Below are 894 nucleotides of genomic sequence, written 5' to 3' on the forward strand. Positions count from 1 at the left end.
TTCACCGACCGTGACCTGACGGTGCGGTTCGTCTCCAACGTGGACGGCGCGGACCTGCACGAGGCGGTCCGTGACCTGGACCCGGCCACGACGCTGTTCATCGTGGCGTCGAAGACGTTCACGACGATCGAGACGATCACCAACGCGACCTCGGCCCGTACCTGGCTGCTGGCCGGCCTGGACGGGGACGACAAGGCGGTCGCCCGGCATTTCGTGGCGCTGTCGACGAACGCGGAGAAGGTCGCCGGGTTCGGTATCGACACCGCGAACATGTTCGAGTTCTGGGACTGGGTCGGCGGACGGTACTCGTTCGACTCGGCGATCGGCCTGTCGCTGATGATCGCGGTCGGCGCGGACCGGTTCCGGGAACTGCTCGACGGGTTCCGGCTTGTCGACGACCACTTCCGCACCGCGCCCGCCGAGGCCAACGCCCCGCTCCTGCTGGGCCTGCTGGGCGTCTGGTACGGCAACTTCCTGGGCGCCCAGTCCCACGCGGTCCTGCCGTACAGCCACTACCTGTCGAAGTTCACCGCGTATCTCCAGCAGCTCGACATGGAGTCCAACGGCAAGTCCGTCACCCGGGACGGGAAGCCGGTGGGGTGGCAGACGGGGCCGGTGGTGTGGGGCACGCCCGGCACCAACGGGCAGCACGCCTACTACCAGCTCATCCACCAGGGCACGAAGCTGATCCCGGCGGACTTCCTGGGCTTCGCCCGCCCGGTGGGGGAGCTGAGCGACACGCTGAAGGCGCAGCACGACCTGCTGATGGCGAACTTCTTCGCCCAGACCCAGGCCCTCGCCTTCGGCAAGGCCCCCGACGAGGTCCGCGCGGAGGGTGTCCCGGAGGACCTGGTCGCGCACAAGACCTTCCACGGCAACCACCCGACCACGACG

Annotated in this window: 1 protein-coding gene; it reads left to right on the forward strand. The window is 68.6% G+C overall.

The window, feature by feature from the left end; translation table 11 throughout:
- A partial coding sequence (locus ABEB00_RS35860) for a glucose-6-phosphate isomerase (RefSeq protein ID WP_486389436.1) occupies window positions 1-894 on the forward strand: 894 nt, incomplete at both ends.

Source organism: Streptomyces ziwulingensis (assembly GCF_039542605.1).
Taxonomy (GTDB): Bacteria; Actinomycetota; Actinomycetes; order Streptomycetales; family Streptomycetaceae; genus Streptomyces; species Streptomyces ziwulingensis.